16 protein-coding genes are annotated in these 20462 nt (G+C 68.0%); 14 read left to right on the plus strand and 2 right to left on the minus strand.

The annotated features are described in order from the left end of the window. The 6 genes from mrdA (at position 1) to AC1DCJ_RS16170 (ending at position 8818) form a co-directional block, all read left to right on the plus strand. Positions 1–2070 carry a penicillin-binding protein 2 gene (mrdA, locus tag AC1DCJ_RS16145; protein ID WP_137190391.1) on the plus strand — a complete coding sequence of 690 codons (2070 nt, stop codon included), beginning with the start codon at positions 1–3 and terminating at the stop codon, positions 2068–2070. Then, complete coding sequence (rodA, locus tag AC1DCJ_RS16150; protein WP_137190390.1) at positions 2067–3179, plus strand: rod shape-determining protein RodA; 1113 nt, start codon at positions 2067–2069, stop codon at positions 3177–3179. The genes mrdA and rodA (AC1DCJ_RS16150) overlap by 4 nt, the downstream gene beginning before the upstream one ends. A gap of 224 nt (positions 3180–3403) precedes the next feature. Further along, on the plus strand, positions 3404–4534 hold the full coding sequence (gene rodA, locus AC1DCJ_RS16155; protein ID WP_478071391.1) for a rod shape-determining protein RodA: 1131 nt from the start codon (positions 3404–3406) through the stop codon (positions 4532–4534). A 589-nt stretch (positions 4535–5123) separates the two neighbouring features. Beyond that, the gene (mltB, locus tag AC1DCJ_RS16160) at positions 5124–6269 is read left to right on the plus strand and encodes a lytic murein transglycosylase B (RefSeq protein ID WP_137190388.1); all 1146 of its coding nucleotides are present in this window, start codon (positions 5124–5126) and stop codon (positions 6267–6269) included. Next, entirely contained in the window at positions 6266–7498 is a 1233-nt protein-coding gene (locus tag AC1DCJ_RS16165) for a septal ring lytic transglycosylase RlpA family protein (RefSeq protein ID WP_313246367.1), read from the plus strand. The genes mltB and AC1DCJ_RS16165 overlap by 4 nt, the downstream gene beginning before the upstream one ends. A gap of 105 nt (positions 7499–7603) precedes the next feature. After that, positions 7604–8818: a D-alanyl-D-alanine carboxypeptidase family protein gene (locus tag AC1DCJ_RS16170; protein ID WP_141059427.1), complete on the plus strand. Its 1215-nt coding sequence runs from the start codon at positions 7604–7606 to the stop codon at positions 8816–8818. 505 nt (positions 8819–9323) lie between these two features. Here the strand turns inward: AC1DCJ_RS16170 and AC1DCJ_RS16175 are convergent. Further along, on the minus strand, positions 9324–10388 hold the full coding sequence (locus AC1DCJ_RS16175; protein ID WP_038686205.1) for a lipid A deacylase LpxR family protein: 1065 nt from the start codon (positions 10386–10388) through the stop codon (positions 9324–9326). 193 nt (positions 10389–10581) lie between these two features. Between AC1DCJ_RS16175 and AC1DCJ_RS16180 the strand changes: the two genes are divergently transcribed. The 7 genes from AC1DCJ_RS16180 to gnd all read left to right on the plus strand — a co-directional run bounded on the left by AC1DCJ_RS16180 (position 10582) and on the right by gnd (position 18206). Next, on the plus strand, positions 10582–10860 hold the full coding sequence (locus AC1DCJ_RS16180) for a DUF493 family protein (protein WP_038691809.1): 279 nt from the start codon (positions 10582–10584) through the stop codon (positions 10858–10860). Next, positions 10848–11555: a lipoyl(octanoyl) transferase LipB gene (lipB, locus tag AC1DCJ_RS16185; protein ID WP_447595753.1), complete on the plus strand. Its 708-nt coding sequence runs from the start codon at positions 10848–10850 to the stop codon at positions 11553–11555. The genes AC1DCJ_RS16180 and lipB overlap by 13 nt, the downstream gene beginning before the upstream one ends. 17 nt (positions 11556–11572) lie before the next feature. Then, positions 11573–12583, plus strand: coding sequence for a lipoyl synthase (lipA, locus tag AC1DCJ_RS16190; RefSeq protein ID WP_038686209.1), 1011 nt, complete (start codon positions 11573–11575; stop codon positions 12581–12583). A gap of 465 nt (positions 12584–13048) precedes the next feature. Further along, on the plus strand, positions 13049–15226 hold the full coding sequence (locus tag AC1DCJ_RS16195) for a carboxy terminal-processing peptidase (RefSeq protein ID WP_137190384.1): 2178 nt from the start codon (positions 13049–13051) through the stop codon (positions 15224–15226). A 127-nt stretch (positions 15227–15353) separates the two neighbouring features. Beyond that, on the plus strand, positions 15354–15989 hold the full coding sequence (locus AC1DCJ_RS16200) for a DUF2242 domain-containing protein (RefSeq protein WP_448136514.1): 636 nt from the start codon (positions 15354–15356) through the stop codon (positions 15987–15989). Between the two features lie 58 nt (positions 15990–16047). Then, positions 16048–17319: a hypothetical protein gene (locus AC1DCJ_RS16205; protein WP_478071392.1), complete on the plus strand. Its 1272-nt coding sequence runs from the start codon at positions 16048–16050 to the stop codon at positions 17317–17319. Next, positions 17304–18206 carry a phosphogluconate dehydrogenase (NAD(+)-dependent, decarboxylating) gene (gene gnd, locus AC1DCJ_RS16210; protein WP_313426263.1) on the plus strand — a complete coding sequence of 301 codons (903 nt, stop codon included), beginning with the start codon at positions 17304–17306 and terminating at the stop codon, positions 18204–18206. Before AC1DCJ_RS16205 ends, gnd begins: the two co-directional genes overlap by 16 nt. A gap of 89 nt (positions 18207–18295) precedes the next feature. Here gnd and AC1DCJ_RS16215 read toward each other — a convergent pair whose 3' ends face one another. After that, positions 18296–19339 carry an oxidoreductase gene (locus AC1DCJ_RS16215; RefSeq protein ID WP_478071393.1) on the minus strand — a complete coding sequence of 348 codons (1044 nt, stop codon included), beginning with the start codon at positions 19337–19339 and terminating at the stop codon, positions 18296–18298. A gap of 170 nt (positions 19340–19509) precedes the next feature. Here AC1DCJ_RS16215 and AC1DCJ_RS16220 point away from each other — a divergent pair, with 170 nt between their 5' ends. After that, on the plus strand, positions 19510–19887 hold the full coding sequence (locus AC1DCJ_RS16220) for a BON domain-containing protein (RefSeq protein ID WP_038686217.1): 378 nt from the start codon (positions 19510–19512) through the stop codon (positions 19885–19887). The last annotated feature ends 575 nt before the right edge of the window (positions 19888–20462 follow it).

Consider the following 20462-nt stretch of genomic DNA (forward strand, 5'->3'; position numbering starts at 1 on the left):
GTGTACGTGCGCCGCCAGGCCAAGAATCCCCACGCCGAGGGCGAACAGTTCCGGCGTCGCGCCGCGCTGGGCTTCCTGGGCGTGCTGGTCTGCCTGCTCGGGCTGGGCGGCTGGTACTTCAAGCTGCAGGTGCTGGACCACGACATCTACGCCACCCGCTCGGAAGCCAACCGGATCAAGCCACGTCCGGTAGTGCCCGGGCGCGGCATGATCTACGACCGCAACGGGCGCCTGCTCGCCGAGAACGTGCCTGCGTTCCGGCTGGACATCACCCCGGACAAGGTCAAGGACATGGACGCCACCCTGGCCGGGCTGGCGAAGATCCTCGAACTGAGCCCCGAGGACATCGAAACCTTCAACAAGTCGCGCAAGGCGCGCCGCAAGTTCCTGCCGGTCACGCTCAAGCTGCGGGTCAGCGATGAGGAAATGGCGCGCTTCGCGGTGGACCGCTGGCGCTACCCCGGCGTGGAGCTGGAGCCCTACCTGACCCGGCGTTACCCGTACGGCGACCTGTTCGCCCACATCATCGGCTACGTGGGTCGGGTGGACGACAAGGACCTGGAGATCCTCGGCGAAGGCAATGCCGCGCTGACCCACATCGGCAAGTCCGGGCTGGAGCGCTACTACGAGTCGCAGCTGCGCGGGAAAGTGGGCTACGAGCAGGTCGAGACCAACGTGCAGGGCCGCGCCATCCGCACCATCGGCCGGGTGGCCGCGCAGTCCGGCAGCGACCTGCGACTGTCCATCGACGCCGACCTGCAACGGGCGATGGTGGCCGCGTTCGGCGAGTTCGAAGGCGCGGCCGTGGCGATGGACCCGCGCACCGGCGAGGTGCTGGCGATGGTCAGCCTGCCCTCGTACGACCCGAACCTGTTCGTCAACGGCATCTCGCATGCCGATTTCCAGGCGCTCAACAGCAACCCCTCGCGGCCGCAGTTCAACCGGCTGGTGCTGGGCGGCGTGGCCCCCGGTTCGACGATCAAGCCGCTGATCGGCCTGGCCGGTCTGGACAGCGGCACGCGCAAGCCGGAAGACAAGATCCTCTCCACCGGCATGTTCTACCTGCCGGGCACATCGCGTGGCTGGGGCGATGCCAACCGCGGCGGCCACGGCTGGACCGACCTGCGCAAGTCGATCACCCAGTCGGTGAACACGTACTACTACAAGCTGGCGCTGGACATGGGCATCGAGCGCTTCGACCAGTACATGGGCTACTACGGGTTCGGCGCGCCTACCGGCATCGATCTCACCGGCGAAATCGGCGGCATCCTGCCCTCGCCGCAGCACAAGTACAAAACGCGCAAGGAACGCTGGTACCCCGGCGACACGGTCAACGTAAGCATCGGCCAGGGCGACTGGAAGGTGACCCCGCTGCAGCTGGTGCATGGGGTGAGCGGCATCGGCAACGGCCAGCTGCGCACGCCGCACCTGGTGATGCAGCAGCGTGCCGGGTTCGACGCCGACTGGACCGCGGTGCCGGCCGGCGATACCAAGCCGGTCAGCCCCAGCCCGGGCAACCTGCAGGCGGTGCGCGAAGGCATGATGGGCACGATGCGCCCGGGTGGCAGTGGCGCGCGCGCCGCGGCCGGCGCGCCGTACACCATTGCCGGCAAGACCGGTACGGCGCAGGTGATCAGCCGCCGCGGTACGGCCGCGGTGAACCCCAAGAGCCTGCCGATGCACCTGCGCCACCGTTCGTTGTTCGTGGGCTTCGCGCCGGCCGAGAACCCGGTGATCGCCGTGGCGATCGCGGTCGAGGGCGGCGGTTACGGTGGCTCGGCGGCGGCGCCGATCGCGCGCAAGCTGTTCGATGCGTGGCTGCTGGGCAAGATGCCCGACGGGCTGGAGCCGCTGGACAGCGAGCGCGGCACCACGGCGATCGGGATCACCGGGTTCGAAAGCAGCGACAACAACGCGCGCGCGGCCGGCGATGCGGCCGCGGCGGTACTTGAATCCCTGCCGATCCAGGTGGGCCTGCCGGTTGCACCGGCGCCGGTGCCATCGCCGGTGCCAGGCGCCCCGGTGCCCGCCGCCACCGCACCGCCCACTGCGCCGGAGCGCTCACGATGAAGGTGTTCCTGCGTTGGGCGACCGACATGGTCGTGCGCTTCAGCAGTTCGCTGGACTGGGTACTGTGCCTGGCCCTGGGCATGCTGATGCTGATCGGGCTGGCGGTGCTGAAGAGCGCCGGCGGCGACGGGCTGGTGTTCGCGCAGGGCGCGCGCTTCGCGGTGGGCCTGGGCGCGATGTGGGCCATTTCGCGGATGTCGATCCTGCGCATCCGGTCGGCGACGCCGTTGATCTATGCGATCTCGATGATTCCGCTGCTGGCGGTGTTCGTGCTGGGCACGGGCAAGTACGGGCGGCAGTGGCTGGACCTGAAGCTGTTCTACCTGCAGCCGGCGGAGCTGTTGAAGGTGAGTCTGCCGATGATGGTGGCCTGGTACCTGCACAAAATGCCGTTGCCGCCGCGTTTTTCGACGGTGATGGTGAGTGCGGTGATCATCGGGGTGCCGACCGGGCTGGTGATGCTGCAGCCGGACTTCGGGACCGGGGTGCTGATCGCGGCGAGCGGTGCGTTCGTGCTGCTGCTGGCCGGCCTGCCGTGGTGGTGGGTGGGGGTGGCCGTGGGCGGTGTGGCGGCGGCGGCGCCGGTGGCGTGGATCTGGCTGCTGCGTCCCTACCAGAAGGACCGGATCATGATGTTCCTGGACCCGGAGATGGACGCGCTGGGCGCCGGCTGGAACATCATCCAGTCGAAGATCGCGATCGGGTCGGGCGGGTTCGACGGGAAGGGCTGGGGGCAGGGCTCGCAGTCGCACCTGAACTTCATTCCCGAGCAGACGACGGACTTTGCGTTCTCGGTGCTGAGTGAGGAATTCGGCTGGATCGGCGTGGCCACGGTGCTGGTGCTGTATCTGGTGGTGATCGGGCGTTGCCTGTGGATCGCGTCGCAGTCGCGGGACTCGTATTCGCGGTTGTTGGCGGGCGCAACGGGGTTGGCCTTCTTTGTGTATGTGCTGGTGAACGGCGGGATGATTTCCGGGCTGTTGCCCGTGGTGGGCGTGCCGATGCCGTTGATCAGCTACGGCGGCACGTCGGCGGTGTCGCTGCTGGCCGGATTCGGGCTGGTGATGGCGGCACGCAGCCACCAGCCGGTGCACGGCGGCTACGGCTAGCCCGTAGAGCCGGGCTCTGCCCGGCTGCTCTCCTGTATCAGCCCGTAGAGCCGGGCTCTGCCCGGCTGCTCTGACCCTCGCGCACCGGGCGCAGGTTGGCCAAGACTCAGCTTGCCCAACAAACCGCATGCTACGGTCGTGCGCTTGCGCCGGACCGCTCGGGTCCGCTTTTTGCTGTCGTGTCGCCGTCTGCTGTGCGTCGCGCATTTCCAGGAGTCGCCCGCATGGTCGAACACCTGCAGCGCGTACGCGCCGCGTTTCATTTTTTCCTGCATTCGCTGGACCTTCCGCTGTTGGTCGCGTTGTGCCTGCTGATGCTGGCCAGCCTGGCGGTGTTGCACAGCGTGGAAGGGCCGGTGCAGGCGCAGGCGATGCGCTATGCGGCGGGGCTGGCGGCGATGTGGGGGTTGTCGCGGCTGCCGGTGCTGCAGTTGCGGGCGTGGTCGCCCTGGATCTATGCGCTGTCGCTGCTGCCGTTGTTGGCGGTGTATGTGGTGGGCACGGGGAAATACGGGCAGCGCTGGTTGAACCTGGGCGTGTTCTACCTGCAGCCGTCGGAGCTGCTCAAGCTCAGTCTGCCGATGATGATGGCCTGGTACCTGCACCGGCAGGCGCTGCCGCCGCGGCCGAAGGTGGTGCTGGTGGCCGCGCTGTTGATCGGGGTGCCGGCGGTGTTGATTCTGCTGCAGCCGAACCTGGGCACGGCCACGCTGGTGACGGCCAGCGGAATGTTCGCGCTGCTGTTGGCGGGCCTGCACTGGGGCTGGGTGGCGCTGGCGCTGGGCGGGGTGTCGGTGGCGGCACCGCTGGCGTGGTTCGGGCTGCTGCGGCAGTACCAGAAGGACCGCGTGCTGACCTTCCTGTATCCGGAGAATGACCCGCTGGGGACCGGCTGGAACATCATCCAGTCGCGCATTGCCATCGGGTCCGGTGGGATGCACGGGAAAGGCTGGGGGCAGGGCACCCAGGCGGCGCTGGATTTCCTGCCGGAATACACCACCGACTTTGCGTTCTCGGTGCTGGCCGAGGAGTTCGGCTGGGTCGGGGTGGTGGCGGTGCTTGCGTTGTTCCTGTTCGTGATCGCGCGCTGTCTGTGGATCGCAGCGGGCACCCGATGCGGCTACTCGCGGTTGCTGGCCGGCACGACCGGCCTGGTGTTCTTTGTCTATGTGCTGGTCAACGGCGGGATGATTTCCGGGCTGCTGCCGGTGGTCGGGGTGCCAATGCCGCTGATCAGTTATGGCGGCACCTCGGCGGTGTCGTTGCTGGCGGGGTTCGGGCTGGTGATGGCGGTGCAGGGCAGGCAACCGGTCCACGGCCGCCAGCGCCACGGGCCGCTTCCAACCGCCGCGTAACCGGTAGTGCCGGCCGCTGGCCGGCGCCTCCAGAGGCTCGACCCCGGTGCCCCCCCAGCGCACACGTTTAGCAAAATTGCGGAATTCGCGTCATCTGCCGTCGTGTTTGGTGCAGGTTTCGTCAAGAAAGTGGCGCAAAAGTGAGATGTGGCGCACACATATGACGTCACTTGATCCTGATCAATGGACTTGTCGTAAACGGCCTGCACAATGGCGGCCCGTCAGCAGGGTGCAGTGAGCCAAGCGCTGCATCTGGGGAGCTCGACGGGGAGTAGTTGACCTTACGGGTACAAGGAGCGAGGCGCGCGCTGGGGAGTTGCGCGCCGCGCTGGTACCGACCTGGTCGGTTTGGCCGGTTGCGTCCATGGGGATGGGGGCGCAGCCGGCACGACCTCAGTGGCCATGGGCCCGCACGTTTTGAACCCGTACCGCAGCTATTGCTGATCGGTTCGCGGCGCTTTATCTGAATGGGGATGTGATCGCGGTCGAAATACACACCGCCTTAACGACTCGGCACCCCCTGCCGCAATTCGTTGTGATTCATGGTGTTAGGGGTTTTAATTCATCCTTGACCTGCTAACCTGCCGCGATGATTCGACGCACTCTGGCCTGCATGCTCACGCTCGGTTTGGTCGCCTGCGCGACCCAACCGCCCTCTCCGTCACCGTCACCGCAGGCATCGGGTGCACCGAACAAGCCGGTGCCCGGGCAGAAAGGCCCGGCCGAAGCCGCGCCGGAAGCCGCTGCGGCCACCGCCGCGCCGGTCGACCTGACCCCGGTGCCGTTCGAGGTGGCCCGCGCCAACTTCGTGCGCGATACCGCCCAGCGCTACGGCATTCCGGCCGCGCAGATCGAAGCGACGCTGGCCCAGGCGCAGATCCGCGACCCGATCATCGCCGCGATGTCGCGCCCGGCCGAACGGGTCAAACCGTGGAACGAGTACCGGCCGATGTTCATCAGCCAGGCCCGGATCGACGGGGGCCGGAAATTCCTGGCCGAACACCGCGACGAACTCACCCGCGTGCAGCAGCGCACGGGCGTGCCGGCCGAAGTGATCGTGGCCATCATCGGCGTTGAAACCAGCTATGGCCGCAATACCGGCAGTTATCGCGTGCTCGACGCGCTGTATACGCTGGCCTTCAAGTACCCGCGCAGCGGCGATCCGGCCAAGCTGGAACGCGAAGTGCGCCGCGAACTGTATTTCCGCGATGAGCTGGCGCGCCTGTTCGCGCTGACCCGCGACGAGAAGCTGGACATCACCGCGATCAAGGGCAGCTACGCCGGTGCGATGGGCATGGGCCAGTTCATGCCGTCCAGCTACCAGGACTTCGCGGTGGACGGCAACGGCGATGGTCGCCGTGACCTGTTCAACAGCTACGACGACGTGTTCTCCTCGATCGCCAATTACTTCGTCAAGAAGGGCGGCTGGGTGCGCGGCGGCCCGGTTGCGGTACCGGCCACGCTGGCCGCCGGGCGCGAGGAGTTCAATCCCACCGAATGGGCGCCCACCTGGACCCTGTCCGCGTTGGCCCAGCGCGGTTACCAGCCCAGCGTCACCGTACCGGCCGGGCTGACCGCAACCCCGATCACGCTGGAAGGCAGCACCGGCAAGCAGTACTGGCTGGGCTTCCAGAACTACTACGCGATCACCCGTTACAACCTCTCCAAAATGTACGCAATGGCCGTGTTCCAGTTGTCCCAGGCCATCGCCGGACAGGAGCTGCCCCCGGCATGAACGCACGCGCACGCTGCAGATGGCTGGTCCCAAGTCTGCTGATCCTGGCGCTTGCCGCCTGCAGCAGCGCGCCCAAGAAGCCGGCCACCGCCGGCAGCGCCAAGCCCGGCGGCACCCTGGTGCAGGGCAAGGGCAAGGGCGGACGCCCGGCCCATTGCCCGGATGGCTCGCCGTACAAGGCGGCCACCGAAGATCCCAGCACCCGCGGCGACTATCGCGCCGGCGGGCTGTACAAGCCGGGCGTCAACGACAGCACGCCCACCTACATTCCGAACGTGGCCTGCATTCCCGAACCGGACGTGGTCGCCCTGCCGCGCTCGCCGGTGGGCAACAAGTCGCCGTATGTCGTGCTGGGCAAGCAGTACCAGGTGCTGGACAAGACCAGCGGCTATGCCGAGAAGGGCACCGCCTCGTACTACGGCGCCAAGTTCCACGGCCGGCTGACCTCCAACCGCGAGGTGTACGACATGTACGCCTTCACCGCCGCGCACAAGACCCTGCCGCTGCCCAGCTTTGCCCGGGTGACCAACCTGGACAACGGCGAATCGGTGATCGTGCGGGTCAACGACCGCGGGCCGTTCCATGATGGCCGCGTGGTCGACCTGAGCTACGCCGCCGCCGTGCGCCTGGGCATTACCCAGCGCGGCACCGGCAACGTGGAAGTGCGTGCGCTCAGCCCGGGCGACGACAACCTGCTGGTCGACAAGCCCTCGCGCCGCGAGCGCCGTGCCGCGGCCGCCGCCAGCGTGGCCAGCGCCGCGCCGGCGCGCACGCCCAGCGACATGGACACGCTCGTGGGCCGACTGCCGTCGCCGTCGCCCGCGTCGCCCAGCGCCGGCCGCCCGGCCGCTACCCAGGCCGCCCAGATCGACAATGCCCCGGTCACGGTGAGCGCGCTGCCCGCCGCCCCGGTGGCCGTTGCCGCCGCCGCCCGCCCTGCGCCGCGCCCGACACAGGCCGCCGCGCCTGTCCCGGGCAGCACCCTGCAGCAGCAGGTGGGCAACGTGTTCCTGCAGGTGGCCAGCTTCGCCAGCCGCGACAACGCCACCCGCGCGCTGGGGCAGTTGTCCTCGGCCGGCATCGTCGGGGCCAGCATCAGTGACATCGTCAGCGGGGGCCGCACCCTGTGGCGCCTGCGGGTTCCGGCCGCCGACCACGCCAGTGCGTCGGAACTTGCCGGCCGCATCGTGGGTCTGGGCTTTGGATCGCCGCAGATCGTGAAGGATTGACCGGCCCGGCGGCCCCGCCGGCCGCCACACGCCGCACCGTTGCATGGGCCTACAATGGCCCACCCCCTCTTTCCACCTTGGCGCCCTCCAGGAGCTTGCTGTCCGATGAAATTCCGCTTTGCCGCTGCTGCCATGGCCACGACCCTGTTGGTGGGCGTGGTCTCTGCCCAGACCCCGCAGCCGGCCCCGCAGCCGACGCCTGCTCCCGCCGCCGCCCCGATCACCGTTGCCACCCCGCCGGCGCCCAAGCCCAGCGTGTCCAAGGCCTGGGTGCTGATGGACTACGCCACCGGCCAGGTGCTGGCTGGCGAGAACGAACATGAACAGCTGGCCCCGGCCAGCATCACCAAGGTGATGACCTCCTATGTGGTCGCCGCCGAGGTCAAGAACGGCAAGGTCCGTCCCGACGACCAGGTGATGATGAGCGAGCGCGCCTGGCGCGAAGGTGGCGCCGGTACCGACGGCAGCTACAGCGGCTTCCCGGTCAACCAGACCGCGCGCCTGGAAGACATGGAAAAGGGCATGGCGATCCAGTCCGGCAACGATGCCGCGATTGCCCTGGCCGAACACGTGGCCGGCAGCGAAGAAGCCTTCGCCTCGCTGATGAACAGCTACGCCGCCAAGATCGGCATGAAGAACTCGCACTTCGTCAACGCGCACGGCCTGACCGCGCCGGGCCACCACAGCACCGCCTTCGACCTGGCGCTGCTGGGCCGGGCGATGGTGCGTGACTACCCGGAGACCTACGCCTACAACAAGGTGAAGGAATTCACCGTGGGCACCATCAAGCAGCCCAACCGCAACCTGCTGTTGTGGCGCGACGGTAGCGTGGACGGCATCAAGACCGGCCACACCTCCGAAGCCGGCTACTGCCTGATGAGCTCGGCGCAGCGCGGCGACCAGCGCCTGATCGCGGTGGTGCTGGGCGGCAGCTCGGAAAAGCAGCGTGCCGATGACAGCCTGGCGCTGCTCAACTGGGGCTTCCGCTTCTTCGAAACCCACCGCATGTACGAGCCGGGCAAGGCCGTGGCCGAGCACAAGGTGTGGAAGGGCAAGACCGACACCGTGCAGCTGGGCGTGGCCCAGCCGCTGCTGGTAAGCGTGCCGCGTGGCCGCTACAACGACCTCAAGCCGACCATCGACGTGCCCAAGACCCTGGAAGCGCCGTTCACGGCGGGCCAGCAGATCGGCTCGCTGAAGGTGACGCTGGATGGCAAGGTGGTGGCCGAATCCCCGCTGGTGGCCGTGGCCGCCGTGGAAGAAGCCGGCTTCTTCAAGCGCCTGTGGGACAGCTTCTGGATGTGGTGGGAATCGGAGTGATTGCTGCCCGATCGTGGTGAAAAAAAGACCGGCGCATGCCGGTCTTTTTTTGGGGTGGGCGATGGGCCGATTGATGGTGTGCCGACCAACGGTCGGCACCTACCGCGGAAGGGGGGCGAATCCCGGGCCGAACCGGTGCGAATCCGCGCGAACCGCTGGGAATCTGCGTGAACCGCTGCGAATCCCGGGCGAAACGGTGCGAATCCCGGGCAAAACGGTGCGATTCCGGGTAGTGCCGGCCGCTGGCCGGCTCCTCGCACACCCGGCTGGGGTCATGGGGCGCCGACCAACGGTCGGCACCTACCGGTGGTCGGCTGGGGTCATGGGGCGCCGACCAACGGTCGGCGCCTACCGGTGTTTGGATGGGTCATGGGGAGCCGGCCAGCGGCCGGCACTACCGGTGTTCGGCGGGGAAGGCAAAAAAAGACCGGCGGGTGCCGGTCTTTTTCTCTTCGGTGTGCCGACCAACGGTCGGCAGCTACCCGCTTCACCATCAGTCGCTCGCTTACAGCGAGCGGCTGATGGTGAAGCTGCCAAATACCGGCGACTGGCGCTGGCCGTCGAACTCGCGGGTGCTGTGGTAGCGGGCCACGGCGAACTTCCAGCGCCCGCGCATCACCGCCACACCGTAGCCGGCCTGGCCCACCACGTGGCGCTTGTCCACGCTGTGGCTGTTGCGGAAGGTGTTGCCGTCCAGGGTGATGTCGCGGATCACCCAGGCCGCGTCGGTGGTGGCGAACAGGTGCCAGGACCAGCCGGCCGGCTTGCCGCCGCGGGTGGGGGCGGTGTTCTCGCCGGCCGGGCGCAGCGGGGTGCTGCCGAAGTCGTCGGGCAGCTTCCAGCCGAAGCGCACTTCACCGCCCGCATTGACGTGGGTGGCCAGGTTGCCCACCGCGCCGCCGTAATGGCTGATCGCATCCCAGCCCCAGCCGGTTGCGTTGTCGGTGGCATCGGCCGGCCAGCGGCGCATGCGCTCGTGGGTGAGCATGAACACCGGTTCGTTGTGCAGCTGGTTGTCCCAGCCCTGGAACTTCTCGTCGCCCAGCAGCTCGTGCACCGCGTTCTGCACCTGCTCGCCCTGTGCCCACGGGCCGACCACGCCCACGGCCAGCTGGGTGGTCTGCAGGCGGTCGCCCCGGCGGGCGTTGTAGCCGAAGCTGCCGATCAGCACGCCGGCGTAGGGCCGGTCGTCCTCGATCAGGTCCTTCCGGGTGAAATCGGTGGGGGTGAAAATGCCCTGGGCCAGGCTGAAGATCATGTTCTGCTGCTCGAACTCGCCCGGGTGCAGCTTTTCCAGGTGGCGGTTGACCCAGCGCGCCAGGCGCGGCAGGCAGGGGTCGTCGGTGTAGTCCACCAGGTTGGGCGAGACCAGGGTGAGCTGGGCGCCGTTGGTGTAGCCCTGGTCCTGGTCGGCCCCGCCGAACAGGTCGTTGTCGACGCGGAAGTTCACCTGCGGAGGGTGCTCACGCATCGCGTCGGGGCCGCACTGGTTGGCGGCCTGCACCGCGGGGGCGACGAACGCCAGGGCGCCGGCAAGTGCGGCCGACAACGCATAGGGCTTCAACGACATGGAATTCCCGCTCAGGATTTGTTTTGTTTTTAAGCGCATGCAGCGTAGTGAACGCGTGATGTACTGACCATACCCGCGCACGCACTGGAGCGTTTTGCTGGTGAAGGCCGATTTTCACGTAGCGTTGGGTGCAGCTATGGGCACGATCATGCAGCGCTTGGGTTCGGCCGCCGGCGTCCCCATAATCGCGGTCATGGAGATCAAGTCTGACAACCCCGACCACGGCTTCCAGTTCCCCGGCCAGTTCGAACTCAGCGCCATGGGCGCGGCCGGCCAGGAGCTTGAACGCGAATTGCCGCGCCTGCTTGAGCAGGCCGGCGTTGAAGTACTGACCGAGCGGGTCAGCTGGAAACACTCGTCCAACGGCAAGTATGTGTCGGTGCGGCTGGTGTTCAAGGCCGACAACCGCGAGCAGTACGACGCCGCCCACGCCGCGCTGCGTGACCACCCGGAAGTGAAGTGGACGCTGTAGCCGCCTGCGACAGCGTTCCCAGCCCGGGCGCCCGCCCGCCGCAGCCGGCGCGCGTGCGCCAGCTTGGCCGGCAGCCCTATGCGCCTGTCTGGCATGCCATGCAGCGGTTCACCGACAACCGCGACGACAGCACGGCCGATGAGCTGTGGGTGGTCGAGCACGACCCGGTGTTCACCCTGGGCCAGGCCGGCAAGGACGAGCACGTGCTGGCGCCGGGCGACATTCCGGTACTGCACGTGGACCGCGGCGGCCAGGTGACCTACCACGGGCCCGGCCAGATCGTGGTCTACCCGCTGCTGCAGCTGCGCCGGCTGGGGATCGGGGTGCGCGATTACGTGTGCCGGATCGAGCAGGCGATCATCGACACGCTGGACGAATGGAATATCGGCGCTGAACGGCTGGACGGGGCGCCCGGGGTCTACGTGGGCGGCGCGAAGGTCGCCGCGCTGGGCATCCGGGTCCGCCGCGGCTGCACCTTCCACGGGTTGGCCTTCAACGTGGCCATGGACCTGGAGCCGTTCCACCGCATCAACCCCTGTGGCTACGAAGGGCTGCAGGTGACCTCGGTGGTAGACTTGGGGGGACCGTCCGGCATGGCGGCCGTGACGCCGGTGCTGCTGGGCCATCTGGCCCGCCAGTTCGGCCTGGACCTCCAGCCGACCACTGATTTGCCCGATCTGACAGAGGCGGCGTAACGCCGCCGACCAAGGCCATGACTGAAACCACCGCTCGCCTCATTCCCCTGCAGATCGTGCAGGGCGACACGCCGTCCGTTGCGCCGCTGCAGACGGGCGTCAAACAGCTGGGCGGGGACAAGATCGGCCGCTCGCCGGTGCAGTTCGCCGATGCGCCGGTGCTGCGCAAGCCGTCGTGGATCCGGGTGCGGATTCCGTCGGGCAACGCGGTGCAGACGCTGAAGGCCAAGCTGCGCGAGAACCGTTTGGTGACGGTCTGCGAGGAAGCCAGCTGCCCGAACATCCACGAGTGCTTCAGCCATGGCACGGCGACGTTCATGATCCTGGGCGAGGTGTGCACGCGGCGCTGTTCGTTCTGCGACGTGGCCCACGGGCGGCCGAAGCCGCCGGATGCCAACGAGCCGGCCAGCCTGTCCCAGACGGTGGCCGACATGGGCCTGAAGTACGTGGTGGTGACCAGCGTGGATCGCGATGACCTGCGCGATGGCGGTGCCCAGCACTTCGCCGACTGCATCGGAGCCATCCGCGAGAAGTCGCCGAACACGCGCATCGAGGTGCTGACCCCGGACTTCCGTGGCAAGGGCCGCATGGAGCGCGCGCTGGACATCCTGGCGACCAACCCGCCGGACGTGTTCAACCACAACATCGAGACGGTGCCGGACCTGTACCGCAATGTGCGGCCGGGGGCGGACTACCAGTGGTCGCTGACGCTGCTGAAGAACTTCAAGGCGCAGCATCCGTCGATCGCGACCAAGTCCGGCATCATGCTGGGCCTGGGCGAGGATCTGGACCAGGTGCGGGCGACGATGCGCGACCTGCGCGCGCACGACGTGGACATGATCACGATCGGCCAGTACCTGCAGCCGACGCCGCACCACCACCCGGTGCTGCGCTACTGGACGCCGGACGACTACAAGGCGCTGGAGGTCTACGGCTACGAGCTGGGCTTCAGCCACGTGGCCTCGGGCCCGATGGTGCGTTCGTCGTACCACGCCGACGTACAGGCCAAGGGCGCAGGCGTAGCCTGATCCCGCCTGGCGCTGCCCGGCAAACGCTTTGCACGTAGCGCCGGGCTCTGCCCGGCATCGCTTTGCACGTAGTGCCGGGCTCTGCCCGGCATCCAGCAAACAGCACACAGCAGCGCTTCAGTTCTCCACGTGCCCGGAGGGGGCAGGCCGCCCCTCCCCGACAATTTCCTGCGCTGGCGGTTGCCTACCCCGGTAGGTACCGACCGTTGGTCGGTACGGGCTCGCCCGCCCGGTTGCGCCACCTCACGCCCACCCCCCTCGCTCCGCCCGTTTCCACCGACCAACGGTCGGTGGCTACCCGGCGCGGCGGCGCTGCTCCCACATTCACAATTTGCTACAGACCCCGGTTTAGGCTGGAAATACGTGTTGCGCGGCGATGGATGACAAAGCCCGCAACTTTCGGCACTGTCGTGTGGTCTGATCCGCACGCAGTCTCCCCCTTGGCAAGGTGCCATGAGCAAGTTGATGAAATTCAAAGCCCCCGCATTCCTGATGGCCCTGGCGCTCACCGCGCCGCTGGCACTGGCCGCCTATGCCGATTCGCCGGCGCTGCCGTCGGCGGCGACGGCCGACCAGGTGACAACCTCCAAGCTGGTGTACGGGCTGCTCTCGGACAGCCGCTATGCCTACCGTCCGCGCGCGCTTGACGCGGCCACCTCCAAGGACGTGTTCAAGCGGTACCTGGAGGCGCTGGACGGCAGCAAGCAGTTCTTCACCCAGGCCGACATCACCCGGTTCGCACCGTTCGAGGCGAACATCGCTACCGCCATCCGTGGCGGCGAGCTGGAGCCCGCGTTCCAGGTGTTCGCGGTGTACAAGCAGCGCGTGGGCGAGCGGGTCGGGTATGCCCGCAAGCTACTCAAGCAGGACTTCGATTTCAGCAGCGACGAGAAGTTCGAGTACGACCGCAAGGACGTCCCGTGGGCGGCCAGCAATGCCGAACTCGATGACCTGTGGCGCAAGTCGGTCAAGAACGATTGGCTGCGCCTGAAGCTGGCCGGCAAGCAGCCGGCCGAGATCCGCAAGACGCTGGACAAGCGCTACGCGACGCTGGAAAAGTCGGTCAATGAGCTGAAGGGCGAGGACGTGTTCCAGTTCTTCCTCAACTCCTACACCAGCGCGGTGGATCCGCACACCGACTACTTCACCCCGCGCACCGCCGAGAACTTCAACCAGGCCATGTCGTTGTCGCTGGAAGGCATCGGCGCACAGCTGCAGCGCCAGGACGACATGGTGGTGATCCGCGAGGTCATCGCCGGCGGTCCGGTGGCGGTCAATGGCACGCTCAAGGCGGGCGACCGCATCGTTGGCGTTGGCCAGGGCAAGTCCGGGCCGATCGAAGACGTGATCGGCTGGCGCATCGATGACGTGGTGGCCAAGATCCGCGGCAAGGCCGACACCCAGGTGCGGCTGGAATTCATCCCGGCCGAGGAAGGCGTGGACGGCAAGCACCACACGCTGGTGCTGACCCGGCAGAAGGTGCGCCTGGCCGAGCAGGCCGCCAAGGGCGAAACGCTGACCATTCCGGCCAAGGACGGGGAACCGGCGCGCAAGGTCGGCGTGATCAAGCTGCCCACCTTCTACCAGGACTTCGAAGGCCGCCGCCGCAACGCCACCGACTACGCGTCGGCGACGCGTGACGTGGCCAAGCTGCTGGCCGGCTTCAAGACCGACAAGCTCGACGGCGTGGTGCTGGACCTGCGCAACAACGGCGGTGGTTCGCTGGACGAGGCGATCGAACTGACCGGCCTGTTCATCGAGCAGGGCCCGGTGGTGCAGGTGCGCGAGTCTGGCGGCCGCGTGACCGTCAACAGCGACCGCAGCGAAGCGGTGGCGTGGGACGGCCCGCTGGCGGTGCTGATCAACCGCGGTTCGGCCTCGGCGTCGGAGATCTTCGCCGGTGCCATCCAGGATTACGGCCGCGGCCTGGTGATCGGTGAGACCACCTTCGGCAAGGGCACCGTGCAGAACATCGTGGACCTGGACCGTTGGCCCACCGGGGAAGCCCAGCGCTACGGGCAGGTCAAGCTGACCATCGCCCAGTTCTTCCGCGTCAGCGGCAGCAGCACCCAGCACAAGGGCGTGGTGCCCGACCTGGCCTTCCCGGCCAGCGTGGACGCCAGCGAGTACGGCGAAAGCACCTACGACAACGCGCTGCCGTGGACCCGCATCGCCGCCGTGCCGCACACCCAGTACGGCAACTTCGGCCCGCTGCTGCCCAAGCTGGAAACCCGCCATGCCTCGCGCATCGCCGCCGACAAGGAGTTCCAGTGGTGGAACGAGGATGTCGAGCAGTTCCGCGCCGAAAAGGCCAAGAAGTACATCTCGCTCAACGAGGCCGAGCGCCGCACCGAGCGTGAGAAGCAGGACAAGCAGCGGGTGGATCGCCAGGTGATCCGCAAGCAGCTGGGCCTGGATCTGGACCCGCTGGCCGACGACAGCAACGACGATGGCCTGACCGGCAACGAGCGTGACATCGTCAAGGATGCCGCCCGCGAAAAGGCCGCCGAAAAGCGCCCGGACCCGCTGCTGCGCGAGTCGGCGGCGATCCTGGCCGACGCGGTCAACCTGCTGGAAACCGACCGTCCGCTGTCGGCGCAGGTGCTGCCGCAGTCCACCGGCGTAGGCCGCTGGGCGGATTGAGGGCGGTAGCCGGGCATGAACCGGAAACAACGAAGGGCCGGCCAATGTGCCGGCCCTTCGCCGTTTAGACCCGGCACATACGCCGGGGTGGCTATGCTGGGCGCAGTCTGTCCCTGCAGGAGCGCGCATGCGCCTGTCCCAAGCAATCCCGGCGGGCCTGCTGGCCGTGTCGCTCACCGCCTGCGGCGGCCGCGCCGCCGACAGCACCCTGATCCGCGAATCCTTCGATTCCGGTGACACCTATTCGCGCACCGTGCCCGGTGCCCCGGCGCAGGCCTGCGAGGCGGCGCGCCGCACCCTGCTCAGCCAGGGCTATGCGATCGCGCGGTCCGACACGGCGGCGGTGGAAGGCAACAAGAACTTCCAGCCCCGCGATGACGAGCACGAGCAGCTGGTGCTGCGTATTTCCTGCGCGCCGCGCGGCGACCAGGCACTGGTGTTCGTCAGTGCGGTGCAGGACCGTTACGCGTTGAAGAAGAGCCCGACCTCGGCCAGTGTCGGCGTGGGCGCGCTGGGCTCGGTGTCGCTGCCGTTCGGCAGCAACGACGACTCGCTGGTGAAGGTGGCCAGCAGCACGGTGCAGGACGCGCAGTTCTACCGCCGTTTCTTCGACCGCCTGCAGCAGTACCTGCCGGTGGTGCCGGCAACGCCGCCGCCCGCACCCGTGGAGCCGACGCCGGCCGCGCCGCCGGCCGCCGCACCGGCCCCGGTGCCCGAGCCAGGCCCTGCGCCGTCGGCCGATACCCCGGTGCCCGCGCACTGACCAGGCGGGCAGGGTGCCATCACCAACCGTAACGCGTGGGTCGCGCCGGTGGCCGCAGTTGCTGGCCGCTCTGCTGTGCGCGGTGGCCATCGGCACCGTGACCGCCGCGCCGGGATCGACCTGCACGCAGGCGCTGCTGGAAGAGCTGGGCTGGCGCTTCGTCGACGCGCCGGTGGCCGCGCCGGTCATCCACGGCGGCCCGGTCTGCACGCGCGCCACGCTGCCGCAGGCGCAGCAGGCGGGCGACCTGCGGGTGCAGGTGCCACAGGCATGGACAGCCACCCAGCGCGCCGCGTTGATGACCGACTTGCTCGACGACCCGGCCACGCTGTGCGCCTACACGTTCAAATTGGGCCAGGCCACGCGACGGGCCACCACGCAGCTGCAGGACAATCCCGGCTACCGCTTCTCGGCCCTGCAACTGGGCTGGATCGGCTTCGGTGCACGCGGTGCGCAGGCGCAGGGCTGGCAGCGCTTCCGCAGTTTCGGGCGTGGCTATCAGCCGGCCGGCGCAAACAGCGCCGCGCTGCAGCACTTCTACGACGGCAGGGTGCGCTCCGAATGCGGGGTAGGGCGGCAGGTGGCGCAGCTGGCCACCCAGCGCGAGCTCTACGGCGATGCGGCGTTCGACACCGAGTTCAGCCCTGGCGAACTGTCGATCGGCACCTTCCTGACCCTGCACGACACCGACAGCATCCTGCTCGGCCGCCATGCCGGCGCGTTCCTCGCCGATGGCAAGGCGGTGAAGACCGCGCAGCTCGGCCGCCAGGCCTTCGTGGGCGCGCCCGGCTTCATCGAACACGTGTTCGACAAAACCTACCTGGACGACATCAACAACCAGGCCGAGAACTTCGTGGTGGTCGATGTCAGCGCCGCGGCCGCCGAGGCGCTGCGCGCGCACGGCGGGTTTGCCCACTACGACACGATCAACCGCCAGATCTGGGCGCTGGCCCAGCGCATGCCCGGGCCGGGACCGCGCCGCTTCGAGCGGCTGCTGATCGAACGCGACCCGGTGTGGCGCAAGGGCCTGCCGCCGGAGCAGAAACCGCTGCTGGCCGAACTGGACGCGCTGCTGGACGATCCGTTCTACCAGGGGTTCGTGATTTACGTGCATCCTCGCGGTATACGTCCTGTGCGGTATCACATCGCACGCCTGCTCGACCGCAACCCGCGCACGCCGTTTGCCTTCGAACTGGGCCTGCACAACCTGCATACCACGCTGTACCGACGCTGGATCGACGCACGCCTTCGCCAGTGCGATTCCCCCTCGGCAGCCCCCCACAACACCACTACTGACACGCTGGAAGGAGATACATGGACATTGCAATGATCGGCCTGGGAAAGATGGGCGCCAACATGGCCGAGCGCCTGCATCGCGGCGGCCATCGGGTGATCGGCGTCGATCCGGGTGAGGGCGCGCGGGACAGCGCGGCCAAGCGCGGTTTCGAGGTCAGTGCCTCGATCGCCGATACGCTGGCGCAGTTGCCGGTGCCGCGCGTGGTCTGGCTGATGGTGCCCGCCGGCGTGGTCGACCAGACCCTGGCCGCGCTGGCCCCGCATCTGTCCGAAGGCGATGTGGTGATCGATGGCGGCAATTCGTACTACAAGGACTCGATGCGCCGCGCCGAACAGCTCAAGGGCGAAGAGGTCAGCTACATCGACTGCGGCACCAGCGGCGGCGTGTGGGGCCTGCAGGAAGGCTACAGCCTGATGATCGGGGGCGAGGCGGCAGCCGTGGCGCAGGTGGGCGCGATCTTCCGCACCCTGGCGCCGGGCGAAGACCGCGGCTGGGCGCACGTGGGCCCCAGTGGCGCCGGCCACTTCTGCAAGATGGTCCACAACGGCATCGAGTACGGCATGATGCAGGCCTACGCCGAAGGCTTCGCGCTGATGCAGCACAAGACCGACTTCAACCTCGACCTGGCCCAGGTGGCCAAGGCCTGGCAGCACGGCAGCGTGGTGCGGTCGTGGTTGCTGGACCTGAGCGCCGATGCGCTGGGCCGCAACCCGCAGTTGGACGGCATCGCGCCGTACGTGGAAGATTCCGGCGAAGGCCGTTGGACAGTGGCCGAAGCGATCGACCTGGACGTTCCCGCGCCGGTGATCACCTTGTCCCTGCTGGAGCGCCTGCGCTCGCGCGAAAAGAACTCCTTCAGCGACCGCCTGCTGGCGGCGATGCGCAACGAGTTCGGCGGCCACGCCATCAAAACAAGGTAATCCCGGCCGCACCACCCGGTAGTGCCGGCCGCTGGCCGGCTCGCAGCCAACCCCACCCCCTGCGCCGACGCGCGCAGGGCGGTGGGACGCTAGCCCAGATCCACCCGCCGCCCGCTGCGCGCACTCTCCGTGCCGGCTTCCAGCAACCGCATCAGCTGCAGCGCTTCGGTCGTGCTCACCGTGGGCGCGCCGGTACCCGACATCGCATCGCGGAACGCCGCATACAGGCGCCGGTAGTCGCCCAGGGCATTGTCCACGCTGGCCGGGTGTTCGTGGCCCGCGGCGTCCACGGTGACATGCTGGCCATGCACCGGGTCCAGCCCCCAACCCGGCGCGCCCGGGGCGATGCCCTCGCGCAACTGGTCTTCCTGCACGTCGCGGCCCTGCTTGAGGTAACTGCCCCGGCTGCCGTGCACGGCAAAGCGCGGACGGGCGGCGGCCACCAGCGAGCCGGCATGCACGATGGCCCGGTGCCGCGGGTAATGCAGCACTGCATGGAAATAGTCGTCGCTGCGCGCACCGTCGCGTTGCGCCATCAGATCCGCGCTGATCGCCTGCGGCCAGCCGAACAGCTGCAGCATCTGGTCAAGCAGGTGCGGGCCCAGGTCCATCCACAACCCGGCCCCGGGCGCATCGCTCTCACGCCAGCGATCACGCACCTGCGGGCGGTAGCGGTCGAAGTGCGAATGGCACTCGGCCACCTCGCCCAGCACGCCATCGGCCAGCAGCTGCTGCAGGGTGAGGAAATCGGCATCGAAGCGGCGGTTCTGGAACACGGTGACCACGCGCTCGGCGATCTGCGCGGCACGCACCACGGCGTCGGCCTGGGCCAGGTCCAGCGCGAACGGCTTGTCCACCAGCACGTGCTTGCCGGCCTGCAGCGCAGCAATCGCCAGCGGCGCGTGTTCGGCGTTGGGCGTGGCGATGACCACCGCGTCCAGCGCGGGATCGGCGAACAGCTCGGCCGGGTGATCGCAGATGCGCACGTCGGTGAAGCTGCGCAGCAGGCGATCGCGCTGCGAACTGGCGATGCTGTGCAACGCCAGGCCCGGGGTGTGCTGGATCAGCGGCGCGTGGAAGACGCTGCCGGCCAGCCCGTAGCCAATCAATCCAACCTGTAGGGGTGTGGTCATGGCGAGGACTCCAGGCATGCGGGCTGCACAGCGTAGCGCGGGTTGTTGCAGTGCGGAACCATGAACGGTTGTGCATCAACCTGAGCGGTTCACGGCGGCGTTATGTCTTGCCCACGTACTGCACACAGCCCGACACGGAGACTGGCCACACACCCAAGGAGACACCGAACATGACCAACACGACCCGTAATCTGCTTGCTGCTTCGCTGGCCCTCGGCATGGTGCTGGGCACGTCGTCGGCCATGGCCAAGGACCCGCCGAAGACCACCGATCATGCCGCCATGACCCATGCCGATACGCACGATTCGGCCGAGCCGGTGACCGACAGCTGGATCACCACCAAGGTCAAGACCGACCTGCTCACGAGCAAGAATGTGCCGGGCACCGAAGTCAAGGTGGAGACCGTCAACGGCGTCGTCACTCTGACCGGTACCGTGGCCAGCCAGGCCGAGCATGACAAGGCACTGCGCGTGACCAAGGGCATCAAGGGCGTCAAGAGCGTCGATGCCAGCGGTCTGAAGGTCGCTGCCGCCGCTGCCAAGCGCTGATTCCAGCGGCTGTTGCAAGCAACAGGGCGCGCCTTCGGGCGCGCTTTTTTTTTACTTCCATCTGCGGGTAGACAGAACCGTGCTTTGACGCTTTTAAGGCGCCGCCGTCGGCGGGTCGGGCGCTGGGTCCCCAGACCCTTTCCGGCGAATGTCCCCCGGCGTCGGCCTGCGGCCGCCGCCTCCTCCTTTATTTCGCCTCCAAGGGCATGGGGCCCCAGCGCCCGACCCACCGACAGCGCCAGAAAAGCCTTGCTTCCCTTCCTTACCGCAAACCGAGCCCCGTAGCAGCCGGTAGGCTCCTGGGCAAAATAAAGGAGGAGGCCGCCACGCGGCCGGGGGACATTTGCACCAGGGGCCTTATCTGTTCGGAATCTGGCAGCGTAGGCGTCGAGAGCCGGCGTGGGCCGCCGTAGGGGCCTGGATCTCGACGATCGACCTGTAGCTGGGCGCCCACGCCGGAATCTCCCTTGATCCGCCCGAACAGTTGCTCGAGGCAGCACTCGAAGTGATAAGACTGGGCAAGCGGGGGAGCTCTCGACCTTTCCAGCCTAGCGGAGATTTCCCATGAGCGGAAT

The sequence above is a fragment of the Stenotrophomonas sp. 10N36 genome, assembly GCF_056395005.1.